The organism is Azospirillum sp. UFLA03-27 (assembly GCF_059803775.1).
Window position 1 is genome coordinate 1 of sequence record NZ_JAUQTX010000386.1, and the last position, 3,916, is coordinate 3,916.

A 3,916-nucleotide genomic window follows, 5' to 3' on the forward strand; every position below is an offset into this window, starting at 1 on the left:
GTTATAGTCTCGTGGGCTCGGAGATGTGTATAAGAGACAGCAGCGAACGGTGGGGGCCGAACGGGGTCGGGCAACACCGATTGGGCGGGAAACAAGGCTTCCCGCAGGACGCGCGCACCATGCAGAACCCGTGTGCGCAGGTCAACACGGGAATGGGGATGGCGGTTCGGCTTCCGGCGCATTGTGACGGCGCCATTTCCACCGCAAACTGCGGCGTAATTCCGGTTGACGGGGCGGCATGGCCGGCCCAACTGTAGCGCTCGGCATTTTATGCATGTGCGAACATGCGGCCCGCCCGCCGTCCGTCCGTCCGTCAAGGTTCTCCGCCCATGGATTCTCTGAAAGCCGCGCTCGACCGCCTCTCCAAGGCCGTGGATCGTCTGGAGCATGCCGCGTGCGCCCGCGAGGAAAGGGTGGCCAAGCGCGAGCAGGAGCTGAGCGAGTCCCTGCGCGAGGCCCGCATAGAGCAGGCGCGCGCCCAGGAGAACGCGGAAACCGTGTCGAAGCGTCTGGAGGCGGCCATCGGCCGTCTCGAAGCGGTTCTGGAGAACTAAGCCATGGCCCAGGTGGAATTCGAGGTGAACGGGCGCGCCTACCGCGTCTTCTGCCAAGACGGCCAGGAGGCCCGCCTGCGTGAGTTGGCCGGCTTCGTCGACGCCAAGCTGAAGCAGGTGACCGGCGGCGGCAAATCCGGGTCGGAGGCGCAGATGCTCGTTCTCACCGCCATCGTTATGGCCGACGAGATGCAGGACGTGATGGCCGGGCGCGGTCTCGCCCCGCTGTCCACGGTCAACGAGGCCGAGGTGGCCGCCGCCGTGGACAATGTCGCTTTGCGCATCGAAGAGGTTGCCGCGCGGCTCGAGCGCGCTTAAGTTAGTGAATGGAAGGTCGCTGCCTGGTTCGTCAGGTCGCAATAATCCCCAGGGCCGATAATCTTAGACTCTCGGGAGCTGTCCCTGTCCGGACCCTGGTCCGGTTATACGGCGCCCACCTGCTCTGCAGGTCATGGAGGATAAGCAATGCCAACGGCCAAGGCGGCACCTTCCGCCTCTCCCCTGAATTTTCCCGACCTTTCCAGGCGACGATGACCGACCCGCGCGCGGCCAAGGACGCCGCCCGAGCCCAGGCCCGCGCCCGGCGCGACTCCCTCAGCGACGACCAGCTGCGCGCTTTCGCCGCGGATGCTCTGCGCGAGCGCTTCCTGGAGGATCTGGTGCGGCCGGGATTCATCCCAGACGGACCGGTCGCCGGCTATTGGCCGCTCGGTTCGGAACTCGACGTGCGGCCTCTGCTGCTCCATCTTAAGACGGGCGGACTTAAGACGGGCGGGCGCTCCATCGCGCTTCCGGTGACCGGCCCGCGCGGGCAGGCGCTGACCTTCCGCGACTGGGACCCGGTGCTGCCGCTGGCCGCCGGCCGCTACGGCATCCAGGAGCCGGGCGCCGACCGGCCCGAGGTGGTTCCGGCGGTGCTTCTGGTGCCGATGCTGGCCTTCGACCGCAGCGGGCACCGGCTGGGCTACGGCGCCGGCTACTACGACCGGACGCTGGACGCCCTGCGCGCGCTCCGTCCCGTCCTGGCGGTCGGCATGGCCTTCGCCGCGCAGGAGATGGACGCGGTGCCCTGCGGGGCGCACGACGAGCGGCTCGATTGGATTCTGACGGAGCGCGAGACGCTCCGCTTTACGCAGTGAAGGTTGGGGACGATGCGGCTTTTGTTTCTCGGTGATGTGGTGGGGCGGTCGGGACGCGACGCGGTGATCGCGCACATGCCGATGCTGCGCGACCGGCTGGACCCCGACCTGACCGTGGTGAACGGCGAGAACGCCGCCGGCGGCTTCGGCATCACCGTCAAGATCGCCGAGGAGTTCTTCGCCGCCGGCGTGGACGTGGTGACGCTGGGCAACCACAGCTGGGACCAGAAGGAGTTGGTCGCGGCGATCGACCAGCAGCCGCGCATCATCCGCCCGCTGAACTACCCGGAAGGCACGCCGGGGCGCGGCTTCGTGCTGTTGCAGGCGCGGGGCGGGCGCAAGGTTCTGGTCATGAATGTGATGCTGCGCCTGTTCATGGACCCGATGGACGACCCCTTCGCCGCGGTGGACCGGGTGCTGCGCGCCCACCGGCTGGGTCCCAACGGCGCCGACGCCATCCTGGTCGACGTCCATGGCGAGGCGACCAGCGAGAAGATGATCATGGGCCATTTCTGCGACGGACGCGCCTCGCTGGTGGTCGGCACGCACAGCCACGTCCCGACGGCGGACCATGTGGTGATGAAGGGCGGTACGGCCTATCTGACCGACGCCGGCATGTGCGGCGACTATGACAGCGCCATCGGCATGAAGAAGGAAGTCGCCATGGCCAAGATCATACGCAAGCTGCCGACCGAGCGGCTGAGCCCGGCGGAAGGCGAGGCCACCGTCTGCGGCTGCTACGTCGAGACCGACGACCGCACCGGCCTCGCCACCAGCATCCAGCCCTTGCGGTTGGGCGGCCGGCTGAGCCAGTCCGTTCCGGTGCGGGGCTGAGCGACGCCGCCGGCTTAGGCGTCGCAGGGCGCAAAAGGGGCGCCCCAATACTGCCATATTGACTTTCTATATGGGTAGGTGTCGTCTCCGGCGCCGAAGGCGTGCGGTGGCGCACAAAGGCTGGTACATGTGTCCCACCGCTTACCAAGCTGTTTCACAAGACCTTGTATCTTTGAATCCATCTGGGGCTCGTTCGACGCATGGCCGGTCATAGCCAATTCAAGAACATCATGCACCGCAAAGGCGCGCAGGACGCCAAGCGGTCGAAGATCTTCAACAAGCTCGCCCGCGAGATCACCGTGGCGGCCAAGGGCGGCCTCCCGGACCCGGCAGCCAACCCGCGCCTGCGCGCCGCGATCACCGCGGCCCGCGTGCAGAACATGCCGCGCGACCGCATCGACCGCGCGATCAAGCAGGGCACGCCCGGCGGTGGCGACGACGCGAACTACGACGAGGTGCGGTACGAGGGCTACGGCCCCGGCGGCGTCGCGCTGATCGTCGAGGCGCTGACCGACAACCGCAACCGCACGGCCTCGGAAGTGCGCTCGGCCTTCACCAAGTATGGCGGCTCGCTGGGCGAGACGAACTCGGTCAGCTTCATGTTCAGCCGCGTCGGCGCGATCTACTACCCGGCCGCCGCCGCGGCCGCGGACGCCGTGTTCGAGGTGGCCCTGGAAGCCGGCGCCGAGGACGTCGCGTCCGACGAGAACGGTCACGAGGTCACCACCACGGTGGAGAATTTCGCGATCGTGCGCGACGCGCTGGAGGCCAAGTTCGGCGGTGCGGAGAGCGCGCGCCTGACCTGGAAGCCGCTGAACACCGTCGCCCCGTCCGAGGACGCCGCCGCCAGCCTGATGAAGCTGCTGGACGTGCTGGAGGACAACGACGACGTCCAGACCGTCGAAGGCAACTTCGACATCTCCGACGAGCTGATGCAGAAGCTGACGGCCTGATTTCAGGCCGCGGAGCGGAGGGACCGGGGTGCTTGGGCAGGCCGGAAGGAGCGGGGCGGCGCAACAGCCGCCCGTACGCCTGTTGGGGCTGGACCCCGGCCTCCGCCACACCGGCTGGGGCGTCATCGACGTGTCCGGCAACCGGCTGACCCATGTGGCGGACGGCGCCGTCCATTCCGACGGCGACCGTCCGCTGGCCGAACGGCTGTGCCAGATCCACGACGCGCTGACCGGAGTGCTGGAGCGCTACCGTCCCGACGAGGCGGCGGTGGAGGAGACCTTCGTCAACAACAACGCGGTTTCCACGCTGAAGCTGGGGCAGGCGCGGGCGGTGGCCCTTCTGGTCCCGGCGCTGGCCGGGCTGTCGGTGGCCGAGTACGCCAACAACATGGTGACTGTCTCTTATACACATCTGACGCTGCCGACGATTATACGC

Annotated in this window: 7 protein-coding genes and 1 other RNA gene; all 8 read left to right on the top strand. The window is 67.8% G+C overall.

Annotated features, from left to right (window positions below):
* Positions 1-257 (top strand): hypothetical protein (locus Q4I23_RS31085; protein WP_498528775.1); only part of this gene is annotated, 257 nt, incomplete at its 5' end.
* Positions 258-329: 72 nt separating this feature from the next.
* Positions 330-554 (top strand): hypothetical protein, encoded by a 225-nt coding sequence (locus tag Q4I23_RS31090; protein ID WP_038527192.1) that lies wholly within the window; start codon positions 330-332, stop codon positions 552-554.
* Between the two features lie 3 nt (positions 555-557).
* Complete coding sequence (locus Q4I23_RS31095; RefSeq protein ID WP_237903316.1) at positions 558-872, top strand: cell division protein ZapA; 315 nt, start codon at positions 558-560, stop codon at positions 870-872.
* A gap of 13 nt (positions 873-885) precedes the next feature.
* Positions 886-1,045: non-coding RNA, 6S RNA (ssrS, locus tag Q4I23_RS31100), on the top strand.
* 39 nt (positions 1,046-1,084) lie between these two features.
* A complete protein-coding gene (locus tag Q4I23_RS31105; RefSeq protein WP_454018633.1) occupies positions 1,085-1,693 on the top strand; it encodes a 5-formyltetrahydrofolate cyclo-ligase in 609 nt (202 codons plus the stop codon).
* A 12-nt stretch (positions 1,694-1,705) separates the two neighbouring features.
* Positions 1,706-2,527: a TIGR00282 family metallophosphoesterase gene (locus Q4I23_RS31110; protein WP_149163359.1), complete on the top strand. Its 822-nt coding sequence runs from the start codon at positions 1,706-1,708 to the stop codon at positions 2,525-2,527.
* A 200-nt stretch (positions 2,528-2,727) separates the two neighbouring features.
* Entirely contained in the window at positions 2,728-3,480 is a 753-nt protein-coding gene (locus Q4I23_RS31115; RefSeq protein WP_014240508.1) for a YebC/PmpR family DNA-binding transcriptional regulator, read from the top strand.
* Positions 3,481-3,508: 28 nt separating this feature from the next.
* Positions 3,509-3,916 (top strand): crossover junction endodeoxyribonuclease RuvC (locus tag Q4I23_RS31120; RefSeq protein WP_498528776.1); only part of this gene is annotated, 408 nt, incomplete at its 3' end.

Bases quoted from the DNA above. Each gene is read 5' to 3' on its own strand.
- Q4I23_RS31105 (WP_454018633.1), top strand. From the start codon at position 1,085: ATGACCGACCCGCGCGCGGCCAAGGACGCCGCCCGAGCCCAGGCCCGC.
- Q4I23_RS31115 (WP_014240508.1), top strand. From the start codon at position 2,728: ATGGCCGGTCATAGCCAATTCAAGAACATCATGCACCGCAAAGGCGCG.
- Q4I23_RS31110 (WP_149163359.1), top strand. From the start codon at position 1,706: ATGCGGCTTTTGTTTCTCGGTGATGTGGTGGGGCGGTCGGGACGCGAC.
- Q4I23_RS31095 (WP_237903316.1), top strand. From the start codon at position 558: ATGGCCCAGGTGGAATTCGAGGTGAACGGGCGCGCCTACCGCGTCTTC.
- Q4I23_RS31090 (WP_038527192.1), top strand. From the start codon at position 330: ATGGATTCTCTGAAAGCCGCGCTCGACCGCCTCTCCAAGGCCGTGGAT.